Source organism: Streptomyces sediminimaris, from assembly GCF_047049295.1.
In the GTDB taxonomy this organism is placed as follows: domain Bacteria; phylum Actinomycetota; class Actinomycetes; order Streptomycetales; family Streptomycetaceae; genus Streptomyces; species Streptomyces sediminimaris.
On the sequence record NZ_JBJWOT010000001.1, the window covers coordinates 3,487,452 to 3,503,398 of the forward strand.

General features: G+C 74.2%; 15 protein-coding genes. 8 read left to right on the forward strand and 7 right to left on the reverse strand.

Translation table 11 applies throughout. From position 1 onward, the window contains the following. Window positions 1-97: 97 nt before the first annotated feature. Both ACJ9NR_RS16075 and ACJ9NR_RS16080 read left to right on the forward strand, forming a co-directional pair. The gene (locus tag ACJ9NR_RS16075; RefSeq protein WP_412488246.1) at window positions 98-1,018 is read left to right on the forward strand and encodes an RNA polymerase sigma factor SigF; all 921 of its coding nucleotides are present in this window, start codon (window positions 98-100) and stop codon (window positions 1,016-1,018) included. Between the two features lie 207 nt (window positions 1,019-1,225). Then, the gene (locus tag ACJ9NR_RS16080; protein WP_412488247.1) at window positions 1,226-2,764 is read left to right on the forward strand and encodes a ricin-type beta-trefoil lectin domain protein; all 1,539 of its coding nucleotides are present in this window, start codon (window positions 1,226-1,228) and stop codon (window positions 2,762-2,764) included. A gap of 1 nt (window position 2,765) precedes the next feature. On the opposite strand, the gene hutI is transcribed toward ACJ9NR_RS16080, so the two are convergent. The 4 genes from hutI to hutU all read right to left on the reverse strand — a co-directional run bounded on the left by hutI (window position 2,766) and on the right by hutU (window position 8,399). After that, complete coding sequence (gene hutI, locus ACJ9NR_RS16085; RefSeq protein WP_412488248.1) at window positions 2,766-3,974, reverse strand: imidazolonepropionase; 1,209 nt, start codon at window positions 3,972-3,974, stop codon at window positions 2,766-2,768. Between the two features lie 53 nt (window positions 3,975-4,027). Beyond that, window positions 4,028-5,389, reverse strand: a complete 1,362-nt coding sequence (locus ACJ9NR_RS16090) for a formimidoylglutamate deiminase (RefSeq protein ID WP_412488249.1) — start codon at window positions 5,387-5,389, stop codon at window positions 4,028-4,030. Then, the gene (locus ACJ9NR_RS16095) at window positions 5,386-6,588 is read right to left on the reverse strand and encodes an allantoate amidohydrolase (RefSeq protein WP_412488848.1); all 1,203 of its coding nucleotides are present in this window, start codon (window positions 6,586-6,588) and stop codon (window positions 5,386-5,388) included. The genes ACJ9NR_RS16090 and ACJ9NR_RS16095 overlap by 4 nt, the downstream gene beginning before the upstream one ends. Before the next feature lie 95 nt (window positions 6,589-6,683). Then, window positions 6,684-8,399: a urocanate hydratase gene (gene hutU / locus ACJ9NR_RS16100; RefSeq protein WP_412488250.1), complete on the reverse strand. Its 1,716-nt coding sequence runs from the start codon at window positions 8,397-8,399 to the stop codon at window positions 6,684-6,686. Between the two features lie 179 nt (window positions 8,400-8,578). On the opposite strand from hutU, the gene ACJ9NR_RS16105 reads away from it, so the two are divergent. From ACJ9NR_RS16105 to ACJ9NR_RS16125, 5 genes are all read left to right on the forward strand, one after another. Then, the gene (locus ACJ9NR_RS16105) at window positions 8,579-9,955 is read left to right on the forward strand and encodes a type III PLP-dependent enzyme domain-containing protein (RefSeq protein ID WP_412488251.1); all 1,377 of its coding nucleotides are present in this window, start codon (window positions 8,579-8,581) and stop codon (window positions 9,953-9,955) included. Window positions 9,956-10,125: 170 nt separating this feature from the next. Further along, entirely contained in the window at window positions 10,126-10,533 is a 408-nt protein-coding gene (locus ACJ9NR_RS16110; RefSeq protein ID WP_412488252.1) for a hypothetical protein, read from the forward strand. Beyond that, complete coding sequence (locus tag ACJ9NR_RS16115; protein ID WP_412488253.1) at window positions 10,530-11,345, forward strand: transcriptional regulator; 816 nt, start codon at window positions 10,530-10,532, stop codon at window positions 11,343-11,345. Before ACJ9NR_RS16110 ends, ACJ9NR_RS16115 begins: the two co-directional genes overlap by 4 nt. A 13-nt stretch (window positions 11,346-11,358) precedes the next feature. Then, a complete protein-coding gene (locus ACJ9NR_RS16120) occupies window positions 11,359-11,859 on the forward strand; it encodes a roadblock/LC7 domain-containing protein (protein WP_412488254.1) in 501 nt (166 codons plus the stop codon). A 22-nt stretch (window positions 11,860-11,881) separates the two neighbouring features. Further along, the gene (locus tag ACJ9NR_RS16125; protein ID WP_399135891.1) at window positions 11,882-12,256 is read left to right on the forward strand and encodes a hypothetical protein; all 375 of its coding nucleotides are present in this window, start codon (window positions 11,882-11,884) and stop codon (window positions 12,254-12,256) included. A 3-nt stretch (window positions 12,257-12,259) separates the two neighbouring features. Here ACJ9NR_RS16125 and ACJ9NR_RS16130 read toward each other — a convergent pair whose 3' ends face one another. The 3 genes from ACJ9NR_RS16130 to ACJ9NR_RS16140 all read right to left on the reverse strand — a co-directional run bounded on the left by ACJ9NR_RS16130 (window position 12,260) and on the right by ACJ9NR_RS16140 (window position 15,311). Next, on the reverse strand, window positions 12,260-12,844 hold the full coding sequence (locus ACJ9NR_RS16130; RefSeq protein WP_412488255.1) for a hypothetical protein: 585 nt from the start codon (window positions 12,842-12,844) through the stop codon (window positions 12,260-12,262). Window positions 12,845-12,936: 92 nt separating this feature from the next. Beyond that, the gene (locus ACJ9NR_RS16135) at window positions 12,937-13,797 is read right to left on the reverse strand and encodes a MurR/RpiR family transcriptional regulator (RefSeq protein WP_412488256.1); all 861 of its coding nucleotides are present in this window, start codon (window positions 13,795-13,797) and stop codon (window positions 12,937-12,939) included. Further along, window positions 13,794-15,311 carry an aromatic amino acid ammonia-lyase gene (locus ACJ9NR_RS16140; RefSeq protein WP_412488257.1) on the reverse strand — a complete coding sequence of 506 codons (1,518 nt, stop codon included), beginning with the start codon at window positions 15,309-15,311 and terminating at the stop codon, window positions 13,794-13,796. Before ACJ9NR_RS16140 ends, ACJ9NR_RS16135 begins: the two co-directional genes overlap by 4 nt. Window positions 15,312-15,492: 181 nt before the next feature. Between ACJ9NR_RS16140 and ACJ9NR_RS16145 the strand changes: the two genes are divergently transcribed. After that, window positions 15,493-15,921: a hypothetical protein gene (locus tag ACJ9NR_RS16145; protein WP_412488849.1), complete on the forward strand. Its 429-nt coding sequence runs from the start codon at window positions 15,493-15,495 to the stop codon at window positions 15,919-15,921. Window positions 15,922-15,947 lie beyond the last annotated feature (26 nt).

Below are 15,947 nucleotides of genomic sequence, written 5' to 3' on the forward strand. Positions count from 1 at the left end.
GTAGGGCTAGTAGAGATACGTAACCGACACGGCCGGCTTTGGAGGCGCCGCACACCGCAGTGCACGCACTGGCTTCGGCAGCCATATGCCGAGAACGATGGAGGACATCATGTCACCCCGGCTCGACGCATCGCACACACAGGAGGCGACGTCGGCTTCCTCTCCGGAACACCTGTACCCCCTCGAGGGCGACGACGCGGAAGCGCTCGCCGGGCTGACCGGGCTTCCGGAGATCCCTCCGTACGACGAAGTGGGACCGGTAGACGCACGAGCGTTGTCCAAGACCCTCTTCGAGCGGCTGGAGTCCCTCGAGGAAGGCACGCACGAGTACTCGTACGTCCGCAACACGCTCGTCGAACTGAACCTCGCGCTGGTGAAGTTCGCCGCCGCCCGCTTCCGCTCGCGCAGCGAGCCCATGGAGGACATCATCCAGGTCGGGACGATCGGTCTGATCAAGGCCATCGACCGCTTCGAGCTGGCCCGGGGCGTCGAGTTCCCCACGTTCGCGATGCCGACCATCATCGGCGAGATCAAGCGCTTCTTCCGCGACACCTCGTGGTCCGTGCGCGTACCGCGCCGGCTCCAGGAACTCCGGCTCGACCTGGCGAAGGCCGGTGACGAACTGGCCCAGCAGCTCGACCGGGCGCCGACCGTGGCCGAGCTCGCCGAGCGCCTCGACCTCACCAAGGACGAGGTCGTCGAGGGCATGGCGGCGTCGAACGCGTACACCGCCTCCTCGCTGGACGCCCAGCCGGAGGAGGACGACGCCGAGGGCGCGCTCGCGGACCGGATCGGGTACGAGGACCACGGCCTCGAGGGCATCGAGTACGTCGAGTCGCTGAAGCCGCTGATCGCCGAGCTCCCGCCGCGGGACCGCAAGATCCTCTCCCTCCGTTTCGTCGCGGGCATGACCCAGTCGGAGATAGGGGAGGAGCTCGGCATCTCGCAGATGCACGTGTCGCGGCTGCTGTCGCGGACGCTGGTGCGCCTGCGCAAGGGTCTGACCGTGGAGGAGTGACGGCCGAGGAGTGACACCCGCCGTGTGACACGTCTCCGTCCGAGCGCGGTGCGCCCCGGGAACACCGGGGCGCACCGCGCTCGGACGTTTTCTGAGTTACCCACAGAAACTCTTTCCCCGCAGGTTCCCCTCCATCACTATGGGCCCCCCGATGCCCGCCGGTTGGCCCTGTGCGCGGCGGGCGGCAGGGGGTGAGGAGGCGGGTGGATGGCTCGGGCCGAGGGGATCGACGACAAGGCTGTCGCGACCGGGAGCGGGGTCGACGCGGATGCGTCCGACGCACGGCTGACCGAACTGCTGCGCACCAGCACCCCCACCGCCTATCCGGCCCTGCGGGAACTGCGCGCCCGCCACCAGCCGGCGGTTCTCCGCTACGCCCGGCTGTGCACGGCGAGCGATTCCTCCGCCCGGCAACTGGCCGCCCAGGCCTTCACCCTGGCGGCGCGTCAGACCGCCCGCGGCACCGAACCCCCGGTCCCGCTGCGGCTGCGGCTGCTGCTGCTCGCAGGGAAGGTGGCCGCGTCCTGGGCGGCCGACGAGCGGGCCGCGGGCCTGGACCCCGGGCTGCTGCTCGTGCTGAGCGCATCCGGTCCGCAGGGCCCCGTACCGCCGATGCTCGCCGCCTTCCGGGCACTCCCCTCCCGCGCCCAGGGCCTGGTCTGGTACGGCGTCGTGGAACGGCAGACGCCGGAGCGCACGGCGGTCCTGCTGGGCCTGACCCCGGTGGACGTCGCCTACGAGACCGCCGCCGCGCTCCAGGCCATGGGCCAGGTCTGCCTGCGCTCCCGCCTCGCCGCCTCGCCCGACCCGCGCTGCGGCAACTTCGGCCGTCTCATCGAGGAGTCGGTGCGGCCCGACTCACCCCGCGACAGCGCCGACCTGCACGCCCACATGGCGCACTGCCCGCACTGCACGGCGGCGTACGAGGAGCTGTCGGCGCTGCGGGACGCCCCGCGCGCCACGCTGGCCGAGGGTCTGCTGCCGTGGGCCGGCACGGCGTACGGCACGAGCGACGCGCCGCGCCCCGACACCCCCGCGGCCAGGGCGCCCCGGCCGCCGCTGCGGCGCCCGACGCTGGTCGCGCTCGCCCTCGGCCTGGTGCTCACCCCGGTGCTCGTCCTCCTGCTCACCCACGGCACGCACCCCGCCGCGCCGCCCCGGCGGGCGGCGGGCGCGGTGCACGCTCCGACGAGCGCGCCGCGGGTCACGGTCACGGCGACGGTGTCGTCCGCACCGGCGCCCTCGCCGTCCCGGACCGCCGGCTCCCCGTCCCCGACCCACAGCTCCGCCGCCAGGCCGCCCGCGCGGTCCCCGCGTCCCTCCCCCTCCCCCACGCACGCCCCGGACGGCACCGCCGCCCAGGTCGTGAACGTCGCCACCGGCCGCTGCCTGGACATCCGCGACGGCTACCTGGAGAACGGCACCGACGTGGTGACGGCGCCCTGCTCCGGCGCCCTCACCCAGCGCTGGCGCGTCGACGCCTCGCGCGGGGTGGTGCGGTCCGCCGCCGACTCCGGCTTCTGCCTCGACAGCCGCGGCGACGTCGAGCGTGGCGTCGGCATCTGGGACTGCGGCTCGGTCGACGGCGACCACGGCGAGAACCTGCGCTTCACCGTCGACGACGACGGTGTGATCCGGCCCGCGATCGCCATCGAGACCGCGATGACGCCCTACGGCGGCGACGGCGTGGCCCTGCGTCCGCTGGACGGCAGTGCGGCGCAGCGGTGGCGGGCGGGCGCCCCCTGACTCAGAGCACGCGCACGCCCCGGCGCCACACGCCGGTGACCAGCGGCACGCCCGGCCGGTAGGCGAGGTGCACATGGCTGGGGGCGTCGAGGACGATCAGGTCCGCGTGGGCGCCGAGGGTCAGCCGGCCGACGTCGCCGCGGCGCAGGGCCCGGGCACCGCCCGCCGTGGCCGCCCAGACGGCCTCGTCGGGCGTCATGCCCATGTCCCGTACGGCGAGCGCGATGCAGAACGGGACGGACGAGGTGAAGGACGACCCGGGGTTGCAGTCGGTGGACAGGGCGACCGTGACGCCGGCGTCGAGGAGGCGGCGGGCGTCCGGCCACGCGGCGCGGGTGGAGAACTCGGCGCCGGGCAGCAGGGTGGCGACCGTGTTGCCGCTCGCGAGGGCGTCCACGTCCGCGTCGGTGAGATGGGTGCAGTGGTCCGCGCTGGCGGCGTCCAGCTCGACGGCCAGCCGCACTCCGGGGCCGTAGGAGAGCTGGTTGGCGTGGACGCGCGGGTGCAGGCCCCTGGCCTTGCCCGCGGTGAGGATCGCCCGGGCCTGGTCGCCGTCGAAGGCGCCCTTCTCGCAGAACACGTCGATCCAGCGGGCGTGCGGCGCGCAGGCGTCGAGCATCTCTCCGGTGACCAGGGCGACGTAGGCGGCCGGGTCACCGGCGTGCTCGGGCGCGACGATGTGGGCGCCGAGGTAGGTGACCTCGTCGGTGTGCGCGGAGGCGATGCGCAGGGCACGGGCCTCGTCGGCGACGGTGAGCCCGTAGCCGGACTTGGTCTCGAGGGTGGTCGTGCCCTGGCGCAGCGCCTCGGCGAGGTAGCGGGTGAGGTTGGCCGTCAGCTCCTCGTCGCTCGCGGCCCGGGTGGCGGCGACGGTCGTGCGGATGCCGCCCGCGCTGTACGCCCGCCCGGACATACGGGCGTTGAACTCCTGGGTGCGGTCGCCCGCGAAGACCAGGTGCGAGTGCGAGTCGACGAAGCCCGGCAGGACCGCCCGGCCGCCGGCGTCGACCCGGTTGTCAGTGGCGGGTGCTTTGCTTGATTCACCGGTCCACGCGATGCGGTCGCCGTCGACGACGACGGCCGCGTCCTGGATCAGACCGAGCGGGGAGCTTTCCCCGCTCTCGAATTTGCTCGAGCGCGGGGACCCCCGTCCGAGGGAGGGATCGTTGGTGACCAGCGTGGCGATGTTGGTGATGACGGTGCTGCTCATCGTCGTGTCCTCGTGGGTGGCGGCGGACGGGGTGTCGGGGATCGTGACGGCGGTCAGCCGCGCAGGGCTTCGACGGCTCGCGCCAGTTCCCGCGGCACGTCCGGTACGAGCGCGTGGACGCCGTCGCGCACGACCTGCCGCCCGGCCACGACCGTGTGCCGTACGTCCGCGGCCGACGCGGCGAATACGGCGGTCTCGGCGCCGAGCCGGGGCAGCGGCCCCGCTGTTCTGACGGAGTCGAGCGCGATCGTCGTCAGGTCGGCGAGGGCACCGGCCTCGATGGCTCCGGCCCGCTGCCAGCCGAGCGCGGCGTGTCCGTCGGCGGTGGCGGCACGCAGCAGGGCGGCGGCGGTCCAGTGGCCCCGGCTGCGGGTGCGCAGGCGCTCGTCGAGCTCCATCGCGCGTGCCTCTTCGAGCAGGTCGATGACGGCGTGGCTGTCGGAGCCGAGGCAGAGCGTCGAGCCGGCCTGCTGCAGGGCCGCGGCGGGGCCGATGCCGTCGGCCAGGTCCCGCTCGGTCGTCGGGCACATGCAGGTGCCGGTGCGGGTGCCGCCGATGAGCGCGATGTCCTCGTCCGTCAGATGGGTGTTGTGGACGCCGGTGGTGCGCGGCCCGAGCACGCCGTGGTCGGCGAGCAGCCGGGTCGGGGTGCGCCCGTGGGCGGCCTGGCAGGCGTCGTTCTCGGCGGTCTGCTCGGACAGGTGCACGTGCAGCGGGGCTCCCCGCTCCTCCGCCCAGCGCACCACGGTCGCGAGCTGCCCGGCGGGCACGGCCCGTACCGAGTGGACGGCCGCTCCGATCCGCGCGTGATCCCGTTCCTTGAGAACTGAACAGCGTTCGGCCCAGGCCTCCGCGCTGCCGTCGCAGAAGCGGAGCTGGTGGGTGTCGGGTGCCTCGCCGCGGTGCTCGTCCAGGATGCCGGAGGCGAGGTAGACGGTGTCGAGGAGGGTGATGCGGATGCCGGCCTCGGCGGCGGCCGCGATGAGGGCCTCGCCCATCGCGTTGGGGTCGCTGTAGGGGGTGCCGCCGGGCGCGTGGTGGAGGTAGTGGAACTCGCCGACGGCGGTGATCCCCGCCAGGGCCATCTCCGCGTACACGGCGCGGGCGAGCGCGTGGTAGCTCTCCGGGGTCAGCTTGTCGGCGACGGAGTACATGACCTCGCGCCAGGTCCAGAAGGTGCCGGAGCCGACCTGGACGGTCCCGCGCAGGGCGCGGTGGAAGGCGTGCGAGTGGGCGTTGGCCAGCCCCGGGAGCGTCAGGCCGCGCAGGGGCTCGGCGCCGGGGGGCGGGGCGGGCACCTCGGTGCGGACGGCCGCGATCCGGCCGTCCGCCACCTCGACGGCGACCCCCGGCTCGACGTGTGTGCCGAGCCAGGCGTGCTCCAGCCAGTACGTCCGCGTGCGGGAGTGCGTCACCTGCGGGCCAGCCCTTCCAGTACGTCGGCGAGTGCGAGCACCCCGGCCACGCAGTCGTCCTCGGCCGCGAACTCGGCCGGGGAGTGCGAGACGCCCGTGGGGTTGCGCACGAACAGCATGGCGGTCGGGATGCTCCCGGAGAGGATTCCGGCGTCGTGTCCGGCACCGGTACCCAGGACGGGGACGGTGATGCCGGTGTCCTTGCCCAGGATGCGGGCCAGCTCGTCGCGGAGGGCGTGGTCGAACTCGACGACGGGCGTGAAGGACTCGCGGACGACGCCGAGGTCGACGCCGTGCGCGGCGGCGTGCTCGCGGGCCGCCTTCTCGACACCGCCGACGACGGTGTCGAGGGTGGTCTGGTCGGCCGCGCGGGAGTCGAGCCAGCCGCTCACCAGCGAGGGGATGGCGTTGACGCCGTTCGGCTCGACGGCGATCTTGCCGAAGGTGGCGACGGCACCGGCGAGTGCGGCCTCCCGGCGGGCGGCGAGCACGGTCTCGGCGTACGGCAGCATGGGGTCGTGCCGGTCCGCGAGCCGGGTCGTGCCGGCGTGGTTGGCCTCGCCCCGGAAGTCGAACCGCCAGCGCCCGTGCGGCCAGATGGCGCTGGCGACGCCGACCCGGTCGCCGGACAGGTCCAGCGCCCGGCCCTGCTCGACGTGCAGCTCGACGAAGGCGCCGATACGGGCGAGCCGCTCGGGGTCGGCGCCGATGGCGTCGGGATCGTGGCCGGCGGCCTCCATGGCCCGGGGCAGGCTGATGCCGTCGCCGTCGGTCAGCCGGTGCGCGTCCTCGACGGAGAGCCGCCCGGCGGTGAGCCGCGAGCCCACGCAGGCGAGCCCGAACCGGGCGCCCTCCTCGTCCCCGAAGTTGACGACGGCGAGGGGCTTGCCGAACCGGACGCCCCTGCCGCGCAGTTCGTCGAGCGCGGCGAAGGAGGACACGACTCCGAGGGGCCCGTCGAAGGCGCCCCCGTCGGGCACGGAGTCCAGGTGCGACCCGGTGACGACGGCGTCCCCGGCGGCCGGGTCCCCGAGCCAGGCCCACTGGTTGCCGTTCCGGTCGACCTCGTAGGTCAGCCCCCGTCCCTCGGCCTGCTCCCGGAACCAGGCCCGGCACTCCGCGTCGGCGCCGGTCCAGGCGTACCGGCGGTAGCCGCGGGAGCCGGGGTGGCGCCCGACGGGCAGCAGCTCACGCCACATCGAGTGGAAGGAGCCACCGCCGCCGGCCGGGCCCGCACCCCGCGACGGCACGCCCGCCGCCGGACCGCTGCCGCCCCGTTCGTCTCCGGGAAGGGTCACGCGTCGTCACCCTCGCGCATGGGAACCCGCACGCCCCGCTCCCCGGCGACCGACTCCGCGATGTCGTACCCCGCGTCGACGTGCCGGATGACGCCCATCCCGGGGTCGTTCGTCAGCACCCGGCGGATCTTCTCGCCGCCCAGCTTCGTCCCGTCGGCCACCGTCACCTGCCCCGCGTGGATCGACCGCCCCATGCCCACGCCTCCGCCGTGGTGGATGGAGACCCAGGACGCGCCCGAGGCCACGTTCACCATCGCGTTCAGCAGCGGCCAGTCGGCGATCGCGTCCGAGCCGTCGAGCATCGCCTCGGTCTCCCGGTAGGGGGACGCGACGGACCCGCAGTCGAGGTGGTCGCGTCCGATGGCGAGCGGAGCCGCCAGCTCACCGGAGGCCACCATGTCGTTGAAGCGCTCGCCCGCCCTGTCCCGCTCGCCGTAGCCGAGCCAGCAGATACGCGCGGGCAGGCCCTGGAAGTGGACCCGCTCCCCGGCCATCCTGATCCACCGGGCGAGGGACTCGTTCTCGGGGAACAGGTCGAGGATCGCCCTGTCCGTCTTGGCGATGTCGGACGCCTCACCCGACAGCGCGGCCCAGCGGAAGGGGCCCTTGCCCTCGCAGAACAGCGGCCTGATGTAGGCGGGGACGAAGCCGGGGAAGGCGAACGCCCGCTCGTAGCCCGCGAGTTGGGCCTCGCCGCGGATGGAGTTGCCGTAGTCGAAGACCTCCGCGCCGGCGTCCATGAAGCCGACCATCGCCTCGACGTGCTTCGCCATGGACTCGCGGGCCCGGGTGGTGAAGCCGGCCGGGTCCTTGGCCGCGGCGGCCGCCATGTCGTCGAAGTCGACGCCGAGCGGCAGGTACGCCAGCGGGTCGTGGGCGGAGGTCTGGTCCGTGACGATGTCGACGGGCGCGCCCTCGGCGAGCATCCGCGGCAGCACTTCGGCGGCGTTGCCCAGCAGGCCGATGGAGAGCGGGCGGCGGGCGTCCCGGGCCTCGACCGCGAGCCGGAGGGCGTGCTCCGGGCTGTCGGCCCGCACGTCCAGGTACCGGTGCTCGATGCGGCGTTCGATCGCGCGCGGGTCGCAGTCGACGCAGATGGCGACGCCGTCGTTCATGGTGACGGCGAGCGGCTGGGCGCCGCCCATGCCGCCGAGCCCGGCGGTCAGGGTGATCGTCCCGGCGAGGGTGCCGCCGAACTTCTTGGCGGCGACGGCGGCGAAGGTCTCGTAGGTGCCCTGGAGGATGCCCTGGGTGCCGATGTAGATCCAGGAGCCTGCGGTCATCTGGCCGTACATGGTCAGGCCCAGGGCCTCCAGGCGGCGGAACTCCTCCCAGTTGGCCCAGTCGCCGACCAGGTTGGAGTTGGCGATCAGCACGCGCGGGGCCCACTCGTGGGTCTGCATGACGCCGACCGGGCGGCCGGACTGGACGAGCATCGTCTCGTCCTGCCTGAGGGTCTTCAGCGTGCGCACCATCGCGTCGAAGGAGCGCCAGTCGCGGGCCGCCTTGCCGGTGCCGCCGTAGACGACGAGTTTCTCGGGGTGCTCGGCGACCTCCGGGTCGAGGTTGTTCTGCAGCATCCGGAGGGCGGCTTCCTGCGGCCATCCCAGGGCGCTCCGTTCCGTACCGCGCGGTGCCCGGACTCCACCGGGGGGCGGCCCGTAGGGCGTCGTTCCGGCGTGGCGGGAGACGGGCGGGCGGGGTCCTGACATGGTCTGCCTCCTGGCGGATCGCTCCCAGCGTGTTGTTACTGCGGATATTCACATCCTGACTTCCTGAATATGGCTAGTCAATACGTCCGTCGGCCAGCACGGTCCCGCCGCAGGTGTTTGGCTGGGCGCACAGGCACCGTGGCGGCGTGGTCACGGTCGACAGGGAGCGGGGGCTCACGATGGGCGGTAGCTACGCGGACAGGGTCGGCGCGCGGCGGTCGGACCGGCGCGACGAGGCGGTGCGGGCCGCGGTGGAACAGGGACTGCTCGGGCCCGGCACCCCCATCGTGGGGCTGCTCGACGTCACCGGCATCCGGGAGTCGGCCGCGGAGCTGCGGTCGGCGTTCGACGCGGTCGTGGCACCCGGCACGCCGGTGCTGCACGCCTTCGCGGTGAAGGCGACCCCGCTGGTCCCGGTGCTGCGGCTGCTGCACACGGAGGGCATCGGCGCCGAGGTGGCGAGCCCAGGTGAACTGGCCCTGGCGCGCGCGGCGGGGATACCGCCGGCCCGCACCGTGCTGGACTCCCCCGCCAAGACCCCGGCCGAGCTGCGCGAGGCGCTCGCGCTGGGCATCGCGGTCAACGCGGACAACCCGCAGGAGCTGGACCGCATCGACGGTCTCATGCGGTCCGCGACCAGCCGCTCCCCGCTCGGGATCCGGGTGAACCCGCAGGTCGGCGGCGGATCGATCGGAGCCACCTCGACCGCGACGGCGACCTCGAAGTTCGGGGTGGCGCTGCGCGACGAAGGGGCGCGGGAGTGGGTCGTGGGGGCGTACGCGCAGCGCCCGTGGCTGACCCGGCTGCACGCCCACACCGGCTCGCAGGGCATTCCGCTGTCACTGATGGCGCAGGGCGTGGCCGAGACGTACGCGCTCGCCGAGGAGATCAACCGGCGCGTCGGGCGCCCGCAGATCGACACGCTCGACATCGGCGGCGGACTGCCGGTGAACTTCGGCTCGGACGCGACGACCCCGACGTACGCGCAGTACGCGCGGCTGCTGAGCGAGGCGGTGCCGGGGCTGTTCGACGGGCGGTACGGGCTGGTCACCGAGTTCGGGCGGTCGCTGCTGGCCAAGCACGGCACGGTGGTGGCCCGGGTGGAGTACGCCAAGACCGCGGGCGGGCGGCCGGTCGCGGTCACGCACGCGGGCGTGCAGGTGGCGACGCGGACGGTGTACGCGCCGGGGGCCTGGCCGCTGCGGATCGCCGCGTACGACGCCAAGGGCCGCCCCAAGGAGGGGCCCAGGGTCATGCAGGACGTCGCGGGGCCGGCCTGCTTCTCGGGCGACCTGCTGGCCGAGGGGCGCGCGCTGCCCCTGCTGGAGCAGGGGGACCACGCGGCGGCGCTGGACACGGGGGCGTACTACTTCGCGCACCACTACGCGTACAACTCCCTGACCCGGCCCGGGATCTACGGTTTCGCGCCGGACGGCAGCGGGGGCGTCGGCTTCGCGACCGTCCGGGAACCGCAGGACGTCGACGCGATCGTGGCCGAATCGGGAGGGGCGCACGCCGACGCGCTCACCACCCTCCGCCCGCCCGGGCGACGTTGACGCGACTCCGGTGGACGTGCTGGTCAACGGCCCGGAAACGCAGGCAAGTTGACCCACCTTAGTACCTCGCCGCAAATTCCATCGGAAAATGCCAGATCCCTCACCCCTCGCGCACACGTTGCGTAGTTTCGGCGTCACTCAGCCGAACCGCCGGCGGGAGGGGAGCCAGGGTGCCCGGAATCGACGAGTGTCTGCTCGAAGCCATGCGGCTGCCCGGTGCCCGGGGAGCCGCACTGATCGACTGGACGAGCGGGCTGGCCCTGGGCACCGTCGGGGAGTCCCCCGGAGGCGACCAGGAGACGGCCGCGGTGGAGGCCGCCGAGATCGCCCGGCTCGCCGCCGAGCAGCACGCCTTCGCGCCGGACGGCGACCTCGAGGCCGGCGTGACCGCGGACGCCGACCCGCCGGTCGAGGACCTGATCGTCAGCAACCGGGACAGCTACCACGTACTGCGGTTCGTCGGGTCGTCGTTCGACGGCAGCGTGTTCCTGCACCTGTGGCTGGCCCGCGCGGAGGGCAACCTGGCGCTGGCCCGCATCCGGCTGGGCGAGATGGCGGAACGGCTGGTGCTGGCATGACCACCGCCCGGACGACCGAGCCCCCGCGCCTGCCCGTGCGCGACCGGGCGACGGCCCACACACGCGCGTGGAGCGGCGTCTCGCCCATGCTGACCCGGCTCGCCACCGAGCGGGCCACCGGCGTGCTGTTCCGCGAGCACGGCACGCTCCACCTCGCCGAGGGCCTGGTGGTCCACGCCGAGAGCCCGTTCGCGCCCGGCCTGGGCGTCCTGCTCACCTCCCGCGGCACCTGCGCCCTCGAGGACTGGCAGCGGGCGCTGAAGGAGGCGGACGAGGACCGGGACCCGGGCCGTCTCCTGGTCGACGGCGGCCTCCTCGCGCCCGGCGCGCTGGAACTGTGCCGGCTGGCGGCCCTGTACGACGCGGCGTACTTCGCCCTCGCCTCCAGCAGCACCCCCGGCCGCTTCCGCTACGGCGGCGCGCACCCCGGCGGCCCGGAGCACCCGGTGCCGGTCGCCGCCCTGGAGCGCGAGACGCTGCGCCGCCGCGACCTCCTGCACCGCATCTGGCCCGACCCGGGCCCGGACACCGCCCCCCTGGTCCGCGCGGACCTGGTGGCGGGCCCCGCCCTCACCCGCCGCCAGCGGTCGGTGCTGAACCAGGTGGACGGCGCCCGTACGGCCTCGGACATCGCCCGCGCGGTGGGCCGTCTCGCGTTCCACACTCTGGTGGACGTCCGCCGGCTGACGGCGGCGGGGTTCGTGGAGGTGCGCGGCGAGCCGCCCCCGGCGCCCCCCGACCTCGCACTGCTGTCGACCGATCCCCACATCACGTTGCTGAAGAGGCTCAGGGATGCGCTGGAGGCCCTTTGAGAGGAGACCCCGGATGTCTGCCGACCCCCACATGCTCGACGAGCTGCGCCGTCTGAGAGCCCGCGTCCCCCAGCTGACGGGCGCGCTCGCGACCGGTGCCGACGGGCGCGTGCTGGCCCAGGACACCCCCGGCGTCGACCCGGACGGCCTCGCCACGCTCACCGCGACCGCGTACGCAACGGCGGCGAGGCTGGCGGACGCGGCGGGGCAGGGCGAGTCGCGCGAGCTGCTCGTGCGGGGCGTGTACGGCTACGTGGCGGCGTTCGCGGCGGGCGACGCGGCCGTACTGACCCTGCTCGCCCAGGACCGGGTGAACGTCGGGCGGCTCCTGCTGGAGGGCCGCCGGGCGGCCGCCCGTGTCGCCGAGCTCCTCGACGGCCACAGCTCGACCGCGGGCGGCCGCAAGCCGGCCAAGCCCGCCAAACCGCCGGCCAAGACGGCCGCACCACGGACCAGAACGACCCGCGCGCCACGCACCACGACCAACAACGCGCGCACTGCCACCGATAGTTGAGAGGAAACCGAGGAAACCGATCATGGCCAACACCGAAACCTGCCTCAAAGAAGCGCTCGCCTCCATCGAGGGAGCGACCGGCGTCGCGCTCGTCGACTACACCAGCGGCATGGCGCTCGGCACGATGGGCGGCAGCAAGGCCTTCGACCTGAACGTGGCCGCCGCCGGCAACACCGACGTCGTCCGCGCCAAGATGCGCACCATGGAGCACCTCGGGCTGAAGGGCCAGATCGAGGACATCCTGATCACGCTGAGCGACCAGTACCACCTGATCCGCCTGATCAGCGGGCGCGGCGGCAACGGGCTGTTCCTGTACCTGGTGCTCGACGCCAAGCGCTCCAACCTGGCGATGGCCCGCCACCAGCTGAAGTCGATCGAGGCCGACCTGGAGGTCTGAGTCTCACACGAGCGCCGCGGTGCGGCGCCGCGCCCCGCCCGGGGCCGCGTCGCCCGCCGCGATGCCCGTGCTGCGGTACGCCCTGACCGCCTTGCCGGCCGGGCGCCCGCCGTTCGCGGCCAGCCAGTCGACCCGCACCCACAGCAGGGCGTCCCCGGCCCGCTCGCGCCGCCCGAGCCAGGCGGCCTTCAGCCGCAGCCCCGTGCCGGCACCGGCCAGCAGCATGCCGCCCGCGGCCGGCACCGCGAACGCGCTCACCAGGGCCAGCGCGAACGCCAGCAGCAGCCACCAGCGGTGCCCCCGGCGCCAGGCGCGCACGCTCACCGCACGGTCCTGCAGCACGTCGTACTTCCCGGCGCGCACGGCCGACCGGATGAGCCCGGTGTACCGCTTGCGGCGCGCGTACGACGCCACGGCCGCCGCCACCACGAACAGCGCGGCCCCCGCCATGACCCCGATCCGGCGCCCGGTGAGTCCCGGCACCAGCGCCCCGACCCCGGCCGCGAACACCCCGGCCCAGCACAGCGGCGCGGCTCCGGCCCGCACCACGACGGCCACCCGGGCCAGTCCCTGTCCTCCACGTGCCACGTTCGGCCTCCGTCCCGTCTCTGCGCGGCATACGTGGGAGGCACGCTAGCGGGGGAAGGTGAGATCAGTCTGAGAGCACACCGCGGCGGGTGTCACTCCACGAACAGCCCCCGCGCCGCCGCCCGCGCGTCGAACTCCTCCAGGCGGGCCTGCGCGTCCGGCAGGTCGTCGCACATGGCCTCCAGCAGGACCCGGCCCAGCAGCATGGGCGCGCAGGCCGTGTCGAAGGCGAGACCCGTGCCGACCGCGGCCGGCAGGAGCAGGTCGGAGACCTTGGCCACCGGCGCGAAGGCGGAGTCGGCGACCGTCACCACCGCCAGCCCGGCCTCCTTCGCGAAGGCGAGGGCGTCCACGACCTCACGCGGGTGCCGGGGCAGCGCGAAGCACAGCAGGGCGCTCGCCCCGGCCCGCACGGCGGCCTCGATGCGGTCCTGGATCATCGTGCCGCCCTCGTCGAGCAGCCGGACGTCCGGGTGGACCTTGCCGGCGAAGTAGGCGAAGCCGTAGGCCTGGGCGGCGGCGGCCCGCAGGCCGAGCACGGGCAGCGGCCGGGACGCGGCGAGCAGCCGCCCCGCCCGTCGGACCGGACGCGGGTCGGCCAGCAGCTCCGCGAGGTGCCTGAGGTTCTCGATCTCGGCCTCGACGGCCTGCTGGTACTCGTTGTACGAGCCCGTGGCGGACGTCTGCTCGGCGGGCGCGACCTCCCGCAGGTGCCTGCGCAGGGCCGGGTAGCCGTCGAAGCCGAGGGCGACGGCGAACCGGGTCACGGAGGGCTGGCTGACCCCGGCGAGTTCGGCCAGCTCCACGCTGGACAGGAAGGGCACGTCGGCGGCGCGCCGCACCATGCTGTGCGCGATGCGCCGCTGGGTCGGCGTCAGCCGGTGCCCCTCGAAGAGCGCCTGCAGGCGCCCCGCAGGACTGTCCACCACGCTCACCTCCCTCTCCGCGCTCATGACTCGTTCCCCCTCCAGATGTCCGTGAAGCGGTCCAGCAGTGCGGCCGCCGCCGTCACGTCGTCCGTGAGCGGCCGGTCGGCCTGGTCCTGCGACAGCACCGCCTCGGCGAGCTCCAGCGCACGGCCCACCGGCAGCTCCGGCTCGGGCCGCAGGCCGCGCTGGCGCAGCGCCCGAACGGCGGCGACGAGTTCGCAGCCGACGACGAGACGGTACGCGCGGCAGGCGCGCAGCGTCTGACGTGCGGCGAGCGAGGCGAAGCTGGCCTGTTCCTCGACGCCCCGGGAGAGTACAGCGTGGCCGAGCGACGCGGGGGCGGAGAAGGCGCGCAGGTCGCCGAGGGCGGCCCCGGCGGCGTACTCGAGGATCATCACGCCGGAGGCGGCGGGCTCGTCGTTCGCCAGGAAGGGCCGCAGCCGGGTGAAGGCGGGCTCGTTGAGGGTGGACAGCCGGGAGGTCGACAGCCGGGCGACCTGGGTCACGGCGAGTCTGAAGTGGTCCAGGGCGAGGGCGAGCTGGGCCTGGTAGAAGCCGCCGTGGTGGTAGGCCGCCATGTCCTCGGGCGAGATCAGCGGGTTCTCGGCGGCCGCGTTGACCTCGATCCCGATGATCTCCTCCAGGCCGTCCGCCGCGTCCAGCGCCGGCCCGTGTATCTGGGGCAGGCAGCGGAAGCCGTAGGGGTCCTGGATCCGGCCGAGCGGAGGGGTGGGCCGGTCCGCCGCGCCGATCAGTCCCCGCATCCGGCGGGCGACCTCGGTGGAGCCCCGGTGCGGCCGGGCGGCGTGCACGGGGGCGGCGTACGCCTCGTGCGAGCCGTCGACGGCCAGCAGGGAGAGCGCGGCGACGACCTGCGTGGCCTGCACCAGCGCGCGCAGTTCGTGCAGGGCCAGCGCGGACTGGCCGAGGGTGAGGGCGTTGCTGCTGATGAAGGCCAGCGCGTCGTTGTTGTCGAGCTGCTGCGGCTTGGGGGCGCCCGGCCCCCGCCAGGGGGCCTCGCCGGCGAGCGCCAGGGCGGCCTGCGCGAGGGCCGCGATGTCGCCGGTGCCGACCGAGCCGAACTCGTTGACGGCCGGGTGGGCGCCGCTCTCCAGCGCCTCGCACAGGGCGGTGACGACGGTGGGCCGCAGGCCGGCGCCGCCCGCGAGGAGCTGGTTGGCGCGGACGGCGAGCATCGCCCGCACCTCGCGCGCGGGCAGCTCCTCGCCGATGGCGCCGGCGTGGCTGCGCAGCAGCCTCAGGCCGTGCTCGGCGGCCCGCTCGGTGGGCACGTCCTCGTTGCGGTTGGCGCCCACGCCGGTGGAACGGCCGTAGACGCGCCCGGTCGCGGCGATCTGCCGGGCGGCGTCCCAGGACTCCGCCACCCGTTTCATCGCGTCCGTGCCGGGGACCGGCCGGGCGGTCCCCTCGGCGAGGCGTACGACGTCGGCGACGCCGAGCCCGATCCCGTCGAGGACCACCAGGCCGGTGTGTCCCGGGGACGCAGTCTCCGAAGTGTCCACGATCCGAGACGACATCGACCTCAAACCCCCATCCGTCCGGACACCCGCCTATTCAGATGCCAAGAACTCTGCATGACGCCATACAGCCGGGCAAGGGAAGTGACCGGCGGGACGGCCCGAACAGGGGGGATAACCCCAGTGCGGCGGGCCGTACGGCTCCTTACCGTGGTGTTCCATGACGGGAATGGAGACCGGTATGGACGCGCGGGACGCCGAGCTCAAGAAGGAACTGAACGCCACCCTGCAGGCGCGCAGGGAACTCGGCGAGGACTACGAGTCCGCACTCGTCGACTCGTTCCTGGAGAAGGTCGACCAGCGCATCGACGGCGCGGTCGAGCGCCGGGTGCGCAGGCAGCTCGCCGAGCAGCAGATGGTGGTGGCCCGGGGCGCCCGGGCGCCGAAGCCGACCGACACCTGGGGCGAGCGCTTCGGCTTCGGCCTGGTCTCGCTGGTGCTCGCCGTTCCGCTGTCCGCGATCGGCGGCTCGCTCGGCCATCTGCCCGGCCTGTTCGCCGCCTGGGCGGGCATCGTCGGCGTCAACTTCGTCCAGGCCGCCCGCGGCAACCCCGAGCTCCTCGGCCGGCGCCGGCGGCGGAGCGAGGACGGGGACCGCTGGGAGGAGTGAGAAGGACTTGCGCGGGGACCGCCGCA

What these genes read in the sequence shown, in the direction of transcription:
- ACJ9NR_RS16125 (WP_399135891.1), top strand. Translation starts at nt 11,882, where the DNA reads ATGGCCAACACCGAAACCTGCCTCAAAGAAGCGCTCGCCTCCATCGAG.
- ACJ9NR_RS16075 (WP_412488246.1), top strand. Translation starts at nt 98, where the DNA reads ATGGAGGACATCATGTCACCCCGGCTCGACGCATCGCACACACAGGAG.
- ACJ9NR_RS16135 (WP_412488256.1), bottom strand. Translation starts at nt 13,797, where the DNA reads ATGAGCGCGGAGAGGGAGGTGAGCGTGGTGGACAGTCCTGCGGGGCGC.
- hutU (WP_412488250.1), bottom strand. Translation starts at nt 8,399, where the DNA reads ATGTCAGGACCCCGCCCGCCCGTCTCCCGCCACGCCGGAACGACGCCC.
- ACJ9NR_RS16105 (WP_412488251.1), top strand. Translation starts at nt 8,579, where the DNA reads ATGGGCGGTAGCTACGCGGACAGGGTCGGCGCGCGGCGGTCGGACCGG.
- ACJ9NR_RS16095 (WP_412488848.1), bottom strand. Translation starts at nt 6,588, where the DNA reads ATGTGGCGTGAGCTGCTGCCCGTCGGGCGCCACCCCGGCTCCCGCGGC.
- ACJ9NR_RS16115 (WP_412488253.1), top strand. Translation starts at nt 10,530, where the DNA reads ATGACCACCGCCCGGACGACCGAGCCCCCGCGCCTGCCCGTGCGCGAC.
- hutI (WP_412488248.1), bottom strand. Translation starts at nt 3,974, where the DNA reads ATGAGCAGCACCGTCATCACCAACATCGCCACGCTGGTCACCAACGAT.
- ACJ9NR_RS16145 (WP_412488849.1), top strand. Translation starts at nt 15,493, where the DNA reads ATGGACGCGCGGGACGCCGAGCTCAAGAAGGAACTGAACGCCACCCTG.
- ACJ9NR_RS16120 (WP_412488254.1), top strand. Translation starts at nt 11,359, where the DNA reads ATGTCTGCCGACCCCCACATGCTCGACGAGCTGCGCCGTCTGAGAGCC.
- ACJ9NR_RS16140 (WP_412488257.1), bottom strand. Translation starts at nt 15,311, where the DNA reads ATGTCGTCTCGGATCGTGGACACTTCGGAGACTGCGTCCCCGGGACAC.
- ACJ9NR_RS16080 (WP_412488247.1), top strand. Translation starts at nt 1,226, where the DNA reads ATGGCTCGGGCCGAGGGGATCGACGACAAGGCTGTCGCGACCGGGAGC.